This is a genomic window from Kitasatospora sp. NPDC085464, from assembly GCF_044541955.1.
Taxonomy (GTDB): domain Bacteria; phylum Actinomycetota; class Actinomycetes; order Streptomycetales; family Streptomycetaceae; genus Kitasatospora.
The window spans coordinates 1-15,585 of sequence record NZ_JBITTM010000070.1; the positions used below are offsets into that span (position 1 = coordinate 1).

12 protein-coding genes are annotated in these 15,585 nt (G+C 74.1%); 7 read left to right on the forward strand and 5 right to left on the reverse strand.

The window, feature by feature from the left end; translation table 11 throughout:
- The first annotated feature begins 262 nt into the window (after nt 1–262).
- Nucleotides 263–1,108, forward strand: a complete 846-nt coding sequence (locus ACIGG8_RS38875; protein ID WP_396553315.1) for a hypothetical protein — start codon at nt 263–265, stop codon at nt 1,106–1,108.
- 263 nt (nt 1,109–1,371) lie between these two features.
- On the opposite strand, the gene ACIGG8_RS38880 is transcribed toward ACIGG8_RS38875, so the two are convergent.
- The 4 genes from ACIGG8_RS38880 to ACIGG8_RS38895 form a co-directional block, all read right to left on the reverse strand.
- A complete protein-coding gene (locus tag ACIGG8_RS38880; protein WP_396553316.1) occupies nt 1,372–1,569 on the reverse strand; it encodes a hypothetical protein in 198 nt (65 codons plus the stop codon).
- On the reverse strand, nt 1,566–2,024 hold the full coding sequence (locus ACIGG8_RS38885) for a hypothetical protein (RefSeq protein ID WP_350525803.1): 459 nt from the start codon (nt 2,022–2,024) through the stop codon (nt 1,566–1,568). Before ACIGG8_RS38885 ends, ACIGG8_RS38880 begins: the two co-directional genes overlap by 4 nt.
- A gap of 135 nt (nt 2,025–2,159) precedes the next feature.
- Entirely contained in the window at nt 2,160–3,656 is a 1,497-nt protein-coding gene (locus ACIGG8_RS38890) for a sensor histidine kinase (protein ID WP_396553317.1), read from the reverse strand.
- Nucleotides 3,657–3,664: 8 nt separating this feature from the next.
- Nucleotides 3,665–4,417 (reverse strand): response regulator transcription factor, encoded by a 753-nt coding sequence (locus tag ACIGG8_RS38895; protein WP_396553318.1) that lies wholly within the window; start codon nt 4,415–4,417, stop codon nt 3,665–3,667.
- 159 nt (nt 4,418–4,576) lie between these two features.
- Here ACIGG8_RS38895 and ACIGG8_RS38900 point away from each other — a divergent pair, with 159 nt between their 5' ends.
- Together ACIGG8_RS38900 and ACIGG8_RS38905 are read left to right on the forward strand one after the other, a co-directional pair.
- The gene (locus ACIGG8_RS38900) at nt 4,577–5,011 is read left to right on the forward strand and encodes an SRPBCC family protein (protein WP_396553319.1); all 435 of its coding nucleotides are present in this window, start codon (nt 4,577–4,579) and stop codon (nt 5,009–5,011) included.
- A gap of 237 nt (nt 5,012–5,248) precedes the next feature.
- Nucleotides 5,249–5,644, forward strand: a complete 396-nt coding sequence (locus ACIGG8_RS38905) for an SsgA family sporulation/cell division regulator (RefSeq protein ID WP_396553320.1) — start codon at nt 5,249–5,251, stop codon at nt 5,642–5,644.
- Between the two features lie 84 nt (nt 5,645–5,728).
- Here the strand turns inward: ACIGG8_RS38905 and ACIGG8_RS38910 are convergent, their stop codons facing one another.
- On the reverse strand, nt 5,729–6,613 hold the full coding sequence (locus ACIGG8_RS38910; protein WP_396553321.1) for a winged helix-turn-helix transcriptional regulator: 885 nt from the start codon (nt 6,611–6,613) through the stop codon (nt 5,729–5,731).
- 218 nt (nt 6,614–6,831) lie between these two features.
- On the opposite strand from ACIGG8_RS38910, the gene ACIGG8_RS38915 reads away from it, so the two are divergent.
- From ACIGG8_RS38915 to ACIGG8_RS38930, 4 genes are all read left to right on the forward strand, one after another.
- Complete coding sequence (locus tag ACIGG8_RS38915; RefSeq protein ID WP_396553322.1) at nt 6,832–7,875, forward strand: MFS transporter; 1,044 nt, start codon at nt 6,832–6,834, stop codon at nt 7,873–7,875.
- Nucleotides 7,875–8,051, forward strand: coding sequence for a hypothetical protein (locus ACIGG8_RS38920; RefSeq protein ID WP_396553323.1), 177 nt, complete (start codon nt 7,875–7,877; stop codon nt 8,049–8,051). The genes ACIGG8_RS38915 and ACIGG8_RS38920 overlap by 1 nt, the downstream gene beginning before the upstream one ends.
- Before the next feature lie 288 nt (nt 8,052–8,339).
- Nucleotides 8,340–10,886, forward strand: coding sequence for a hypothetical protein (locus tag ACIGG8_RS38925; protein WP_396553324.1), 2,547 nt, complete (start codon nt 8,340–8,342; stop codon nt 10,884–10,886).
- Nucleotides 10,879–15,573, forward strand: a complete 4,695-nt coding sequence (locus ACIGG8_RS38930; RefSeq protein WP_396553325.1) for a DUF6603 domain-containing protein — start codon at nt 10,879–10,881, stop codon at nt 15,571–15,573. Before ACIGG8_RS38925 ends, ACIGG8_RS38930 begins: the two co-directional genes overlap by 8 nt.
- Nucleotides 15,574–15,585 lie beyond the last annotated feature (12 nt).

Genomic DNA, 15,585 nt, shown 5'->3' on the forward strand with positions numbered 1-15,585 from the left:
CCGACCCGTCAGGAACCGACCCGATCTGGTGATCCGTCAGCGAGCTCATCAGCGTCTCCCTTGATCAGGGTGTCCACCTGATTCATGACACTCCCAGCCGGGGGCCAGGGGTGGTCCGGCTCGCGGGTGTGGTCCTGCGGGGCGGGGCGGCGGGGGGGGGGGGGGCCGGGCGTCGGGTGGCGGGGTGGGTGTCCGGGCGTCGGGTGGCGGGCGACGGCGTGCCAGGCGGAGGTACGGGCGGTCGGGGTCGTACCGTCGGGCCATGCTCATCGGCCTGCTCTCCGCCCTCGTGGCCGCGCTGCTCACCGGCTCGGCCACCGTGCTGCAGGCGGTCGGCGCCCGGCGCGCCGGCGGGGCGGATTCGGGGGCGGGTGAGGCCGCGGCACTGGCCGGGGCGCTGCGGCAGTGGCCGTTCCTGGTGGGCGTGGGGATGGACATGTGCGGCTTCGCCGCCGAACTCGTCGCCCTGGAGCGGCTGCCGCTCTACGTGGTCGAGGCGGCGCTGGCCTCCGCGCTCGCAGTGACGGCCGTCGGGGCGGCCCGCGTGCTGCGGGTGCGGCTGCGACGCAGCGAGTGGGCCGGGGTGGCGGCGGTCTGTACGGGGCTGTTGCTGCTGGCGCTCACCGCCGGGCGGGACGGCCACGGCACCGGCGACGACGCGCTGCGGCTGGGGGTGCTGCTGGTCTCGGTGGCCCTGGTCGGCGCGGGCTGTGTGGTGGTGCGGTACGGCGGTGCCCGTCGTGCCCCGCTGCTGGGGCTGGTGGCGGGCCTGCAGTTCGGGGTGGTCGGGGTGGCGGTGCGGGTGCTGCCGGAGCCGCGGCTGCCGCAGTTGCTGGTCGAACCCTCGGCGTACGCGGTCGCGGTGGCGGGGATCGGCGGGTTCGCCGCGCTGACCTGGGCGATGCAGCACGGGTCGGTGACGGCCGCGACGGCGGCGATGGTGCTGGGGGAGACGGTGGGCCCGGCGGTGGTGGGGGTGCTCGTCCTCGGCGACCACACCCGGCACGACCTGACTCCGGTTGCCGTCCTGGGTTTCCTGGCCGCGGTGGCCGGTGCGCTGACCCTGGCCCGCTTCGGCGACGCCGAACAGCCCGCCGTGACGGCCTGAGGCCGGGCGGGGCGCGGTTCGGCGCGGTCGAGCCGGGCGGGCTCCGGCGGGCAGCCGGACACCGCCCGCCGAGCGGTCGGCGAGCGGTGTCCGGTGCACCGGGTGTCGTCAGGCGCCAAACGGGTGCCGTCGGCCGTCAGGCACCGTCGGCCGTCAGGCACCGTCGGTCGTCAGGCACCGTCGGTCGTCAGGCACCGTCGGTCGTCAGGCACCGTCGGTCGTCAGGCACCGTCGGTCGTCAGGCTCGTCAGGCTCGGCGGGCGTCAGTTGTCGTCGGTGGCCGAGTCGTTGTCGGCCTGCGCGGCCGCGCTCTCGGCGGCGTCGAGCTTGTGCTGCATGTCCTGGACCTGGGCGCTGTCGGCGGCGCCGGGGGCCGGATGCTCTGACGGGCCGCAGGCCGTGAGCAGGGCGACCCCGGCGAGGGCGAGGGCGGCGAGGGCGGCGGACGGGCGGCGGGTCACTTGGACGCGCCCTGGTCGTGCGCGCCGCACCAGGTGGCGACGGCGGTGAGGTCCTTCTGCCGGGTCTGCAGGGTGGTGACCAGGCCCTTGCGGGCGGTGAGGCGGTCGTTGAGGAGGGTCTGGATCTCGGTGTGCCCGGCGGCCTTGGCGTTGTCGGCCCGCTGCTGCAGACGGGCGACCGAACCGGGCACGGTGGCGTCGCCGTTCAGCCGGGTGAGCGCCTTGGTGACGTGCTGCTCGGTCTTCGGCAGCCGCTTGCAGATGGCCTTCGCGCCGTCACCGGTGGGCGTGGAGGCGGCGGACGCGGCGGCGGTGGGCGAGCCGCCCGCCCCGTCCGCCTGGGCGGGTGCGGCGGCGAGCAGCGAGCCGGCGAGGGCGAGCGCGCCGAGGGCGGCGGCCCGGCGGCCGGTGACCCTGCGGCGGACGGGCATGACGGACGTACGGATGGCGGACATGGGCGTCCCTTTCTGCCGTGGACGGTCTCGGAGACCGGGCCGGTGGGTGCGGGCCCGGTCCGGCCCGGTCGCCGGGAGCGTAGGACGGCTTCTTGTGGATTCCCTGTGGAACGGGGGCCGGGGTGGAGGAGGGCCTCAGCGCTCCTCGCCCGCGATCCAGTCCCGCCGTACCGGGAGCCGCAGGGTCGGTGTGTCGGTGTCCGGCAGGGGCAGGCGGACCTCCATCCGGCACCCCGTCCCGCCGGGCGGCTCGCCGATCCGCACGGTGCCCCGGTGCAGTGCGGCCTGCTGGGCGACCAGGGTGAGCCCGAGCCCCGAGCCCGGACTGTCACGCCGGCGGTGGAAGCGGTGGAAGACCGCCTCGCGCTCGCCCGGCGGGATGCCGGGCCCGGTGTCGTCGACGGTGAGCAGGGCGACCCGGCCGGCCGGGACCAGCCGGACCGTCACCCGGGCCGGCTCGGTCCGCTGCGGCCCTCCCCGACCGTGCACGGCGGCGTTGACCAGCAGATTGACGAGCATGATCCGCAGGCCGGGTTCCCATCCGAACACCCGCAGATCCGAGGGGAGTTCGACGGTGATGTCGGCTTCCGGGCGCCGTCGCCGGGCGTCGGAGGCGGCCGCGTCGGTGAGGTCGGCGAGGTCGACCGGGCCGAAGGAGTCGACCTCGACGAGGTCGCCGCGCGCGAGCGTGCCGAGCGCGGTGAGCAGGTCCAGCAGTCGGGCGTGGTCGTCGCGCAACTCGGCGACGATCTCCGCCCGTTCGCCGGGCGGGAGGTCCTGGTGGGCGGCCAGGACGTCCAGGTTGGTGCCCAGGCTCATCAGCGGGGTCCGCAGCTCGTGCGAGGCGGCGGCCGAGAAGGAGCGCGCGGTCTCCAGCGCCTGGGCGGTGCGCAGGGCCTGTTCGTCGTAGCGGGAGAGCAACAGGGCGAGGGCGGCGGCGAGTTCGTCCACCTCGGCGGTGCCGCTGCGCTCCGCGGTGAAGGGGGCGCCGCCCGCGCCGTCCTCGGTGCCGGGCGTCCGGGGCGCCGCCGGGTCGAGCTCCGTCGCGCGGCGGCTGAGCCGGCGCAGCGGTGCGGTGGCGCGCTCGGCGAGGGCGAAGCCGATCAGGGCGGAGAGCGGCGCGGCGACCGCCGCCACGAGCAGGACCCGTCGGCGGACCGTCGCCGTCTGGTTGCCGGCCAGGCTGCCGGGTTCGCTGACCCAGAGGGTGCCGTTGCCGCCGTTCGCCCCGCCGCCGGAGACGTGGACGGTCAGCACCCGCCATGCCGCGCCGTGGTCGTGGACGGTGGCCGGCCCGCCCGGTGTGCCGGGGAAGGCCCGGTCGTCGGCGGGCTGCGGGCCGACCGACAGCAGCACGGTGCCGTCCTGCGCGGTGACCCGCACGCCCGAGTCCAGGGCGGCGTCCACGACCTTGCGCTGCTGGTTCTGTTCGACCTTGGGCCGGCCGCGGGTGTCGGCGGCGACCAGCGCGCGCACGCTCGGCAGGACGGCGGCGGCCCGGTCGGCCAGCCGGGCGTCCTGCTGGTGGCGCAGGTCCCGGCCGACCAGCGGCAGCAGCAGGAGTCCGGCCAGCACCACCAGCAGCGGCACCACGGCGGCGGCCCACAGGGCGATCCGGGTGGAGAGCTTCACGGCGGCCGCTACCCGTTCGCGCCGGGCAGGCGCAGCACGAAGCCGACGCCCCGGACGGTGTGGATCAGCCGGGGCCGCCCGTCGGCCTCCAGCTTGCGCCGCAGGTAGCTGACGAAGGTGTCCACGGCGTCACTGCGCACCTCGAAGTCGTACCCCCAGACCCGTTCCAGCAGCAGCTCGCGGGAGAGCACGATGCCCTGGTTCCGGGCGAGCTGGGTGAGCAGCTCGAACTCCCGCCGGGTGAGCCGGAGTTCGCGTCCGTCGAGGCGGGCCTCCCGGGTGGCCGGGTCGATCGCCAGCGGCCCGGCCAGCACGCGGTCGGTGGGCAGCGGCGGGCGGCGGCGCAGCAGGGCGCGCAGCCGGAGCACCAACTCCTCCAGGGCGAAGGGCTTCACCAGGTAGTCGTCCGCCCCGGCCTGCAGGCCGGCCACCCGGTCGGCGGGTTCGTCCAGCGCCGAGAGCATCAGCACCGGGACGTCGTCGCCCCGGGCGCGCAGGGTCCGGCAGACCTCGGCGCCGCTGAGGCCGGGCATCGAGACGTCGAGCACCAGGACGTCCGTCGCGGCGGGCGGCGGGGCGTCCGGGTCGGCGGGCAGCAGACGGGCGAGCGCCGTCTCGCCGTCCTCGGCCAGTGCGACGGTGAACCCGCTCAGCCGCAGGCCGCGTTCCAGGGTGCGCCGGATCGCCGCGTCGTCGTCCACCACCAGGACCCGGCCGCCGCCGGCGGGGCCGTCGCCGCCCTCGGACCCGTTCCCGTTCATCGGCTCCTCCTCGTGTTCGGCCGCCGACTCTCTCACACCTCCGGATTCCGGTATCCGCGGGGGCCGCGAGGACGTGTGCATGCCCGGCGGGGATCGGGGCACGCGGTCACCACGGGCCGCCGCCGGGCGTGGCGGGGCCGGGGAGGACGAGGAGGAGCGATGGGACGGATCGAGGAGTCGGTCGAGGTGCTGGCCCCGCTGGCCACGGTGTACGAGCAGTGGATCCGGTGCGAGGAGTTCCCGCACTTCATGCGCGGCGTGGTGAGCGTCGACCGGGACGCCCCGGGCAGCAGCAGCTGGGTGGTGAGTACAGCGGCCGGCCGACGCGGGTTCGAGGCGGTGACCACGGAGGTGATCGAGGGCGAGCGGGTGGCCTGGGACGGCGGGGACGGGTCGGTGAGGCACTCCGGCGTGGTCACCTTCCACCAGGTGGACGACCGGACCACCCGGGTGATGCTCCAGCTGGAGGTCGAGCCGCACGGGCTCTGGGAGCACCTGGCCGGGGCGCTCGGTTTCGTCGACCGGCGGGTCATCGACGACCTGGCCGACTTCAAGCGCCACGTCGAGGCCGGCGCCGGGCCGCGGGTCGACTGAGCCTCCGTCAGAGCGCTCCCCGTGGACAGACATGCGGGCGGGTTCGCGCAACGGCCCGCCGGGACGGGAGACTCGTCACGACGTGCACGCGGGAGCGGACCTACGGGGACGAGCGCGCGGAACGCCCGGCGCGGCACGGAACGCAGGGCACAGCACGGGGCAGGGCACGGAACGCACGGCACGGTACGGCGGCGCCCGGGGCGCCGCGACGAACGCCCGAGGAAGGGGACCCGCTCGATGGAACGTCTCACCGCCCGGATCGGTATGCGGCTGATGACCGGCGACGAACACAGCCGGGACCTGGACGTCGACTGGTCCTACCGGCCCGACGACCCTTACGCGATAGACCTGGACTTCAGCACCTTCCAGGCGGGCACGGTGTGGACGATCTCGCGCGACCTGCTGACCGCCGGCATCCACGCGCCCGCGGGCGAGGGCGACGTCCACGTCGCGCCGTTCGACGACACCCGCCTGCTCATCGCGCTGGCCGGGAGCGAGGGCGTCGCCCTGCTCGCCGCCCCCGCCGCGGAGGTCGACCGGTTCGTGGGTGCCACGGCCGAGCTCGTGCCGGCGGGCTCGGAGCACACCCGGATCGACTGGGGCGACGGCCTGGAGGACCTGTTGACCTCCTGACTTGGCTGACCCCCTGACCCCCTGATCCCTTGGCCTGCTGACCTGCTGGCCCCCCGACCTGCTGACCGCCCGTCGGCCGGGCGCCTACTCGTCGGCGAGCCGGTCGAGGAGGGTGAGGGCGTCCTCGACGGAGCCGGCCGGGTCGACGACGGGGTAGAGGACGCCCCGTACGGTGCGGGTGGCGTCGAGGACGAGGGTGAGCCGCTTGAGCCGGTCCACGCCGGCGGCCCGGAAGGTGGGCAGGCGCAGCGTGGCGGCCAACTGCAGCTCGGCGTCGGAGAGCAGCGGGAACGGGATGCGCGCGTGCTCGGCGAACGCGGCCAGTTGGTCGGGGCGTTGGGTGCTGACGCCGTAGACGCGGGCGTCGCGGGCGGTGAACTCGGCCATCCGGTCGCGGTAGGTGCTGGACTCCAGGGTGCAGCCGGCGGCGCCGGGGATGGTGCCCCAGCCGGGCGGGTAGTCGTGGCCGCCGGGCGGGTAGGCGCCGGGGTAGCAGTAGAGCACCGTCCAGGCGGCGCCGGCCGGGACCGGGTCGACGGGCTCGCCGGTGGCGGAGGCGAGGTCCAGTGGCGGCAGCCGGTGGCCGGCCAGGGCGTGGACGCGGCGGGTCTCGGCGGAGTCGGCGGGGCTGGTGGCCGAGAGTGATCCGTCGCCCAGGACGTAGCGCCCGCCCCAGTCCTGCAGGGCGACCAGGACGGGCAGCAGGCCGCGGCCGGTCGCCGTCAGGTGGTACTCGTAGCGCGGCGGGTGCGGGTGGTAGAGCCGCTTCTCCAGGATTCCGTCCTCGACGAGCGCCTTGAGCCGTTCGGTGAGCACCCGGCGGCTGATCCCGAGCGCGGTGCGCAGGCCGTCGAAGTGGTGGGTGCCGCCGGCGATGTCCCTGATCAGCAGCAGGGTCCAGGTGTCGCCGACCACGGTCAGGGCCTGGGAGATCGCGCAGTCGGGGTCAGCCGCTTCGGTGTGCCGCATGAGTATCGATTATAGTGAGTTCCAAAATGAGACTCACTCGCCGGACTGCTCGCCGGCGCACCCGCCGGGTCGGCCCTGCCGGAGCGGCGCACGGGGGCGGTCGCGGCGGGAGCGGCGGACGGGAAGGGGTGGACGTGGCGACGCGCACAGCGGTTGCGACGGGACGCGGGACGGAACGGGGGAGCGGGCACGGGCCGGAGGAGGGCAGTCGGCGCGGGGTGGAACGCGGGGGCGGGGCGGGGGTGTTCTGGCGCTACTGGAGCGCCTCGACCGTCAGCCGTTTCGGGGACGAAGTCACCCGGGTGGCCCTGCCGCTGATCGCCGTCGTCACCCTGCACGCCACGGCGCTGCAGGTCGGCCTGATCACCGGAGCGGCCTACGTCGCCTGGCTGCTGGTCGGACTGCCGGCCGGCGTCCTGGTCCACCGGCTGCCACTGCGCGGCACCCAGGTCGCGATGGACCTGGTCCGCGCGGCGGCCGTGGCCTCGGTGCCGCTGGCAGCCGCCTTCGGGGTACTCGGCCTGCCGCAGCTCGTGGCGGTGGCACTGGTCATCGGCCTCGCCAGCGTGGTCTTCGACGTCGGCAACTCCACCTTCCTGCCCTCGATCGTCGCCAGGGAACAGCTGACCGCCCGCAACAGCCTGCTCTCCGGCACCTCCGCCGCGACCGAGCTGGCCGGCCCCTCGCTCGGCGGCGTGCTGGTCCAACTCCTCGGCGGCGCCGCCTCGATGGTGCTGGACACGGTCAGCTACCTGGTCTCGGCCGTGCTGCTGGGCAGCCTGCCCCGCGCGGAACAGCCGACCGGACGGGCCCCCGGCGCGGGCATCCGCGAGCAGATCCGCGAGGGCTGGCGCTACGTCACCCGGCACCCGGTGATCGGGCCGTGCGCCGCCGACGCCACCGCCGTCAACTTCGTCTGCGGCGGCCTGATGACCCTCACTCCGGTGTTCCTGGTCCGCACCCTCGACGCGCCGGTCGCCGCAGTGGGCGCCCTGATGGCCACCGGTGGGCTGGGCAGCCTGCTCGGCGCCGCCGTCACGCCCCGGCTGGTCGCCCGGATCGGCAGCGGCGGCGCACTGCGGTGGGCGGCGCTGTTCGCCGCGCGCTGTTCGCCTTCCTCCTCCCGGCGGCCGGCTCCGGCTGGGCGACGCTGGTCTTCGCCGTCGGCAACGCCGGCTTCTCGGCGGGCGTCGTGGTCACCAGCATCGTCACCCGCACCCACCGTCAGACCCAGACCCCGCCCGACCTGCTCCCCAGGGTGATGGCCACCGTCCGCTTCGTCTCCTGGGGAGCCATCCCCGTCGGCGCCCTCGCCGCCGGTGCCGCCTCCACCGCCTGGGGCCCCCGCACCGCTCTGCTCCTGCTGGCCGTCGCCAGCCTGGCCAGCCCCGCGATCCTCATGGCCGGCCCGATCCGCCGCCTGCGCGAACTCGCCTGACGCGGCGGGCGGATGCGCCGGGGCGGCCGGGGGACGGGGGTCTCCGGCGGCCCCGGCCACTTCGGCCGCGCCGCCGTCTGCTGCTCGATCCACCCGGCTCCGATTCGCCGGAGCCTTATTCATAAGAAAATATCGTCCGAGCGTTGATCGAATGAGAATTACCCGTTCAGGGCATTGACTCGATAATTCCCTGGATTTGTCAGTGCCCATCAGTATGGTTACGGATCATCGGCGCCGGTGGCGGCTCCGGTGGGCCCAACTCGTGGACGGCAGACAGGAGAAGCCTCCGTGACCGACCTCGATCTCCTCCTGTTTCCGCACTGCGACCTGCACATGGCCCTGAGCGGCACACCGCCGCTCGTCCTGACCCTGGCCACGCGCAAGGAGGCCACGCCCGCGACGAACGGCTTCGTGGTCACCGCGGTGCCCTCCGGCCAGTGCGAGTTCGACTTCTTCGCGCCGTTCAACGCGAAGGAGCACCGATTCGAGGGGCTGCCGACGTTCGACAAGGCGACCGGGAAGGTCACGGCCACGACTCCCGGGGTCTTCCTCTTCCAGGCCCACTTCGGGAACCAGTACCTCGTCGGCCGGCTCCAGGTCCACCGGTCCGTCGTCGGCTGGTGGTTCGGCAACGACTCGGTCACCACCGCGCTCGACGCCACCGTCGCGCACACCCAGCCGTCGCTGTACGCGAAGTTCAGCGACGATGCCGGCGCGGGGACGGACCTGATCGGCGACATCACCGGGCACGGGTACGTCCAGCTGGTGCCGGCCGACACCCGGCAGCTCGTCGTGTCGCCGACCGGCCGGGTCCGGGGCGTGCTGCCCACCCAGCCGGGCACGCCGTGGGTGCTCTCCGGCCTGTTCCCGGGCCTGGGCGGCGCGCAACTGCTCAACGTGTGGGTGACGGACTACACCGCGCAGCACGCGCTGACGTGGGAGCTGGGCGGGGGTGACCCGGCGGCCCTCGGCGACAAGCACAACGTGCTGTTCCTCGCCGAGGGGTTCCGCGAGCAGGACCGCGCGAAGTTCGACGAGATCGTCACCCGGACCGTCCACGAGATGTTCGAGAAGCCCGCGCACGAGCCGTACGGCATGCTGCGCGCGAGTTTCAACGCCTTCAAGGCCTTCACCCCCTCCCAACAGCACACCGTCACCTGCGGGTTCCGGGTCTCGGCGGGCGAGGAGACGGTCGAGGCGGGCCGGGCGACGGGCTCCGGCTACCCGATCCCGACCAAGCGGATCGGTGGCGGCACGCTCTACACGCTGGAGGAGCTGGTCCGCCGGGTCGGGCTGCCCATGCGCGGGGACAGCCGGAGCAACCTCCCGGCGACGTGGCAGGACCAGGACCTCGACATCGATCCGCACAAGATCACCGAGGACCTCGTCAAGGCCTGGAAGGCGCACCAGTCGGTCGGCATCCTGCACGCCCGGGACACCTTCTTCGGCTTCCACCTGGGCAACCGGCTGGCCGACCGGGCCTCGGGCACGGACCCGGTGCCCAAACCCCCCGACGACGCCAGGCACTCCGCGGCGGTGACGGCCTTCGTCGCCAGGCTGCAGGAGTTCTACCAGAACGAGCCGACCCGCAACCTCACCCTCGACCCGCGCCGGCACCCGCCCGAGCTCTACATGGACGGGTCGCACGTCAATCCCGCCAACACGCTGCTGCGCTTCGTCGGCGGCCTGAAGCTCACCGGTTCCACGGCCCCGGTCGGCGCCCAGTGGCTGCCCGACGGCTCGCGCTTCCAGCCCAGTCGGGGCCTGATCGCCCTGATCGTCAACGACGGCCTGATCGGCGGGACGAACCTCAACGGCCGCACGGTGACGGCCCAGACGATGAACAGACTCCCGCAGCTCTCCTACGTCTACGCCAACGCGACGGACAAGCGCGAGCAGCGCCGGGACCCACCGCCCGACATCAAGGTGGACTTCGACGACATCGTCCAGACCGTGGCGCACGAGTTCGGCCACAGCTTCAACCTGTCGGACGAGTACGAGGAGTTCGACGGCGACGGCACGGATGCGAAGCAGTCGGCGGACCTGTTCGGCGACAACGTGTCGGTGCTCGGCTTCCTGCGCGCGGGCGACGACCCGGACCGGCACATCGACCCGGCCAAGGTCAAATGGCTGCAGCTGCCCCGGATCCGCTCCGCCGCGGTCCTGCTGACCGACTCGGTGAACGTGACCAGCCCGGTCCAGGGCATCAAGATCACCATCGGCTCGCGCAACATCGCGGAGTGGCAGCTGGCCCAGAAGCTCCTCACCGAGGTGCGGCTGCGCAACTTCGGCATCGCGCCGTTCGGCCGGCAACTCCCGCTGGACGTCGGCGCCGCGCACTACCTGGAGGGCCTGATCGTCGGCCGGGTCCTCCCGGCGGAGGGCGCGATCATCCTCACCCGGGCCGGGACGGCGCCCTTCCCGACCTTCGTGAAGGGCTCGATCGCCTTCGTCCCGCTGAAGGACAACCAGCACCAGCCGCTCCTGGTGGTGGAGCCGGACGTGCTCAAGTACCTCCGGGACCACCGGGATCCGCTCAACCAGAACCCGGACCACGTCCAGAAGAACGACAAGGAGGACGACAACCCCGTCGACATCCCCGACTTCAGCCCGCCCTGCAAGTCCGCCCGGACGATCGGGATCTTCGAGGGCGGCGCCACCTTCGCCGGCGCCCACTACCGGCCGACCGGCCGCTGCAAGATGCGCCGGGGCTCGACGGACTTCTGCCACGTCTGCGCCTGGCTGATCGTCAACCGGGTCGACCCCACCTTCCACGCGCTCCTCGACAGGAAGTTCTACCCGGAGTCCAAGAAGGAGGCGAAGAAGCATGAGTGAGCCGGGCACCTTCGAGCGGATCCTGGCGGAGGTCGGGCAGGCGCTGCTGCCGCTGCGCGACGGGCTGGCCACCCCCGCCGCGTTCACCGCGCTGCTGCGCCGCCTGGGCTGGATCGCGACCGACGTCCCGCAGCCCTTCGTCGACCTGCGCAACTCCGTCGAGACGCTCTACGACAGTCTGCACACCCTGCTGGGCGACGGCGGGCTGAACGTCGACGGGACGGTCGGCGACGGCGGCGCCTCCGCGTCGGCCTCCTTCTCGCCGGACGACGTGAAGCGGGCGCTCGGTGCCGTCCAGGCGCTGATCAAGGGCATCCACGCGATCACCGACGCACCGCCCTCGTCCATCCCCGACGCCCTGCGCGCGGACGGCTTCCTCACCCTCTTCCCCGGCCAGCTCCTCGACTTTCTGATCGTCGGCTACCTGCAGCGCTACCACCCCGACCTCGGCTTCGCCCTGCGGAGCCTCGGCGTGATCAAGGCCGGGTACGCCCCGGCCGCCGGCAACCGCCCGCCGTACATGCACCTCGGCCTCGACCTCGGCGACCTGCCCCGGGCGCTCACCGACCCGGCGCAGGTGCTGAAGGACGCCTTCGGCTGGGGCACCGCCGACTTCGACCACCCGGCGCTGCTCTCCCAGCTCGACAACCTGCTGCGGACCATCGGCGCCGACGTCGAGACGGGGACGGTCCCGCCCTCGACGGCGCTGGCCGTCCAGGGCTCCGCTCCGGACCCGCTCGCGCCGGATCCGAAGACGCTCGCCGCGGTCCTCTTCCAACGCGTCCAGCCCACGGCCGAGATGACCGCCGCCGTCCGCCTGCTGCCGCTGCCCGCCGCCGCCGACGCCCCGCCCGGGCTCGCGCTCATGCCCTCCTTCACCGGTCGCCAGGGCTTCCGGTTCGACCTGGGCCCGGACATCGCCGTCACCATCCGCGGCGACCTCGACCTCCAGGGCGGCGTCGCGCTGCTGGTGCGGCCCGGCCGGGGCATCGAGATGGTCCTCGGCTTCGAGTCGTCCACCGGGCCGGTCCACGCCAAGGGGTCGATCGACGTCCGGGTGGAGCGGTCGGGCCCGGCCGACGCCCCGCGGGTGCTGTTCGGCAGGGCCGACGGCACGAGGCTGCAGCTGCGCCGGATCTCCGGCGCGGGCGGGGTCCGGCTGGTCGGCGAGGCCGTCGACTTCTTCGCCGAGTTCGGCCTGGAAGGGCTGGAGTTCGTCTTCTCCCCGGCCGGCGCGGACGGCTTCGTCGGCGCCGTCCTGCCCAGCGGCGGGTTCACCCTCGGTGCGGACCTCACCGTCGGCGTCTCCTACCGGCAGGGCTTCTACTTCCGCGGCACGTCCAACCTGGAGATCCAGCTCCCGGCGCACCTGGAGCTCGGCCCGCTGGAGATCCAGGGCCTGACCATCTCCGCCTCGCCGAACGCCGACGGGCTGCCGATCGGCCTCGGCGTGTCCTTCCGCGCCCGACTGGGCCCGGTCACGGCCGTCGTGGAGCAGATCGGGCTCAACGCCGACGTGGCCCTGCGGCCCAAGGGGGACGGCAACCTCGGCCCGGTCGACCTCTCCTTCGGCTTCAAGCCGCCCAAGGGCGTGGGCCTCTCGGTGGACGCAGGGCCGGTCAAGGGCGGCGGGTACCTGTACTTCGACCCGGACCACGGCGAGTACGCGGGCGCCCTGGACCTGGAGTTCGCCGGACTGGTCGAACTCAAGGCGATCGGTCTGATCAGCACCCGGATGCCCGACGGCAGCGACGGCTTCTCGCTGCTGATCGTGATCACCACCGACTTCGGCGCCACCGGCATCCAACTGGGCTACGGGTTCACCCTGCTCGCGGTCGGCGGACTGATCGGGCTCAACCGCGCGATGAACCTGCAGGCCCTGGCGGAGGGCGTGCGCACCGGCGCGGTCGAGTCGGTGATGTTCCCGCGGGACGTCATCGCCAACGCCCCCCGGATCCTCTCCGACCTGCGCCGCTTCTTCCCGCCCGAGGAAGGCCGGTTCCTGATCGGGCCGATGGCGAAGATCGGCTGGGGGACACCCACGCTGGTCAGCGTCTCGCTCGGGGTCGTCATCGAGATCCCGCCCGGGAACATCGCCGTCCTCGGCGTGCTCAAGTGCGTCCTGCCCAGCGAGGACCTGCCGCTGCTGGCGCTCCAGGTCGACTTCGTGGGCGCGCTGGAGGTCGACAAGTCGAGGCTCTGGTTCTTCGCCGAACTCTTCGACTCGCACGTCCTCATGATGACCATCGACGGTGGCATGGGCCTGCTGGTCGCCTGGGGCGACTCACCGGAATTCGTCCTGACGGTCGGCGGCTTCCACCCCTCCTTCAAGCCGCCGCCGCTGCCCTTCCCGGTGCCCAAGCGGCTCTCGGTGGACATCCTCAACCGGCCGGGTCAACTGATCCGGGTCTCCGGCTACTTCGCCGTCACCAGCAACACCGTCCAGTTCGGCGCGGCGGCCGAACTGCGGCTCGGCTTCGGCGGGTTCGGCATCGAGGGCCACCTCTCCTTCGACGCGCTGTTCCGCTTCTCGCCGTTCGCGTTCACCATCGCGATCTCCGCCGGGGTCACCCTGAAGGCCTTCGGCGTCGGCGTCTTCGGCATCGACCTGAACTTCGAACTGGAGGGCCCCTCGCCCTGGCGGGCGCACGGCCGCGGCTCCATCTCCCTGCTGTTCTTCGAGATCTCCGCCGACTTCGACATCTCCTGGGGCGAGGAGCACAACACCACCCTGCCCCCGGTGGCCGTGCTCCCGCTGCTGGCCGGCGAGTTCGCCAAGACCGAGGGCTGGCAGACCAGACTGCCCTCCGGCGGCGCCAACGCCCTGGTCACCCTGCGGCAGCTGCCCGACACCGACCAGCTGGTCCTCCACCCGCTCGGCACGCTCTTCGTCCGCCAGCGCGCGATCCCGCTGGACGTCCGGCTGGACCGGATCGGCGCCCAGCGGCCCGGCGACGGCCGGCGGTTCAGCATCGCCCCCGCGCCGGACAGCGGCCTGACGCGGGTCTCCGTCACCGGCGACAAGTTCGCGATGGCCCAGTTCCAGGACCTCGACGACGCGGCCAAGCTCTCCCGGCCGGCCTACGAGAACCAGGACGCCGGCCTGGAGCTGACCGCGGCCGCCGGCACCCTGCTCTCACCGCGCGTCGTCCGCCGCAGCGCCCGGTACGAACTGCACGTCATCGACAGCGGGGTGCCCGCGACCGCCGCCGACGCCCGGCGGGTCGTCCCGATGTCGGCCCGCTCCGCCGTCGCCGCACCCAAGCGCTTCCACGACGTCAGCCCCGCCGTGTTCAACCAACTGCTCCAGGGCAGCGCCACCAGCCGTTCACCGGTCTCCCAACGGGAGGCCGGGCTGCGCCGGCCCTTCCCGGCCGACGAGACCGTACGGCTCACCGACCGGCGCTACGTCGTCGCGAACCTCCGCAACAACGTCCAGGCCCACCCGCCGACCGGCAGCCTCGCCGCGGCGACCTTCCGCAGCCGGACGACCGCGGAGGACGCCCTCGCCGACTGGATCCGCCACGACGGCAGCCTCGCCGACCGGTTGCACGTCATCCCGGAGGAGGAGGCGGTGGGCACCCCGGCCGCCCCGGGGAGCTGGTCCGCCGCCGGGAGCCCGCCGACCGCCGCCCGCGGCGTCGAGGCCGTCCGGCTGACCAGCGGCAAGGTCCTGGTGGCCGGGGGAGAAGACGCCACCGGCGGCGCACTGGCCGCCGCCGCCCTGTTCGACCCGGTCTCCGCCACCTGGACGGCCGCGCCGCCGCCGGCCACCGCCCGCCGCGGGCACGGCACGACCAGGCTCGGCGACGGCCGGGTGGTCGTCACCGGCGGCCGCTCCGCCGACGGCGGGGTCCTCGGCACGGCGGAGGTCTTCGACCCCGCCCCCGGCACCTGGACGCCCACCGCGAACGCGCTGGCCACCGCCCGCCACGGCCACGCGGCGACCGCCCTGACCGACGGCAGGCTGCTGGTCACCGGCGGCACCGACGGCGCCGGCCGGGCGCTGGCCACCGTGGAACTGCTCGACCCGGTGACCCGCACCTGGTCCGCCACCGGCCCGTCGATGACCGACGCCAGGACGGGGCACCGGGCCGTCCTGCTGAAGACCGGCAAGGTCCTGGTCGTCGGCGGCGCCCTGCCGACCGGCGGCCCGGACGCCGCCCTCGCCCACTGCGAACTCCACGACCCGGCAACGGGCTCCTGGACCCCGACCGGCAGCCTGCTGACCGCCCGCAAGGGCCACCAGGCCACCCTGCTGGCCGACGGCCGCGTCCTGGTCACCGGCGGCGACGCGGTGTCCGGCCCCGACGGCCACGACCCGCGCAGCCTCGCCACCGCCGAGCTCTACGACCCGGCCACCGGCACCTGGACGGCCCTCGGCCCGATGCCCGGCGGCCGCCGCGCACACCGCTGCCTGGCCCTGCGCTCCGGCCTGGTCCTGCTCGTCGGCGGCACCGGCGGCCCGGCCGGCGAGGCGGGCCACCGCAGCGTGACCGTCCTCGACCCCGCCCTCGGCACCTGGACGGCCACCGGGCACCTGGCCACCGGCCGGTCCGACTTCGCCGCCGTGGAGCTGACGGACGGCCGGGTCCTGGTGGCTGGCGGCACCGCCCTGGCGGGCGCCGCCGCCCCCGGCCCCGACCCGGTCGAACTCGCCGCCACCGCCGAGTTGTACGTCCCCTGACGACGGAAGGTT

Bases quoted from the DNA above. Each gene is read 5' to 3' on its own strand.
- ACIGG8_RS38875 (WP_396553315.1), top strand. From the start codon at position 263: ATGCTCATCGGCCTGCTCTCCGCCCTCGTGGCCGCGCTGCTCACCGGC.
- ACIGG8_RS38885 (WP_350525803.1), bottom strand. From the start codon at position 2,024: ATGTCCGCCATCCGTACGTCCGTCATGCCCGTCCGCCGCAGGGTCACC.
- ACIGG8_RS38895 (WP_396553318.1), bottom strand. From the start codon at position 4,417: ATGAACGGGAACGGGTCCGAGGGCGGCGACGGCCCCGCCGGCGGCGGC.
- ACIGG8_RS38900 (WP_396553319.1), top strand. From the start codon at position 4,577: ATGGGACGGATCGAGGAGTCGGTCGAGGTGCTGGCCCCGCTGGCCACG.
- ACIGG8_RS38905 (WP_396553320.1), top strand. From the start codon at position 5,249: ATGGAACGTCTCACCGCCCGGATCGGTATGCGGCTGATGACCGGCGAC.
- ACIGG8_RS38910 (WP_396553321.1), bottom strand. From the start codon at position 6,613: ATGCGGCACACCGAAGCGGCTGACCCCGACTGCGCGATCTCCCAGGCC.
- ACIGG8_RS38920 (WP_396553323.1), top strand. From the start codon at position 7,875: ATGGCCACCGTCCGCTTCGTCTCCTGGGGAGCCATCCCCGTCGGCGCC.
- ACIGG8_RS38930 (WP_396553325.1), top strand. From the start codon at position 10,879: ATGAGTGAGCCGGGCACCTTCGAGCGGATCCTGGCGGAGGTCGGGCAG.